This is a genomic window from Pseudomonas sp. SWRI81 (genome assembly GCF_014268545.1).
GTDB classification, from domain to species: domain Bacteria; phylum Pseudomonadota; class Gammaproteobacteria; order Pseudomonadales; family Pseudomonadaceae; genus Aquipseudomonas; species Aquipseudomonas hamedanensis.
In genome coordinates, this window is the sequence record NZ_JABWQS010000101.1 from 1 (window position 1) to 509 (window position 509).

At 60.5% G+C, this 509-nt stretch carries 1 pseudogene; it reads left to right on the plus strand.

The features are described 5' to 3' along the window. Positions 1 to 509 (plus strand): annotated as a pseudogene (locus tag HU765_RS26610) (hypothetical protein); the annotation flags it as partial.

The window sequence follows — 509 nt, forward strand, 5'->3', positions numbered from 1 at the left end:
TGGGGCACCGGGCAAAACGTGTGGGTTGAAACCGTCGACCAGACCGAAGTCAAAACGCAACTGAGTATGTTCGTGCCTTCCCGGCACATGGTCGATGGCCTGTTCGCGGTGTCCTATACGGTCAAGCCCTTGGGCGGCACGGATCAACCGTCCGAAGTCATGCAGGTGCAGGTCAAGCTCACTCGCCCGGGCGGGCACGATGACAACGATGACAGTGGGCATTCCAAGCTGATCATGACGATTCCCAAGGAGATTGCTGACGGCGGTATCGACAAGGAAAACGTGGCCGAGGGCGTGCCGATCACCATCGGCAACAACGATGGCACGCCGCCTTATCCCTTTGCCGCGGCGGGCGATGTTATTCGCATCAGCTGGGGTGGCGTTTTTGTGTTCAGTGAGCCGCTGACCCCGGAACAGGCTGAAGGCAAAGCGCCGAACATCGTGACCATCACCGAAGCCGTCATCCGCGAGGCCGGTGATGCGGACTCTCCCGGCGTGGCCGTGGTGTT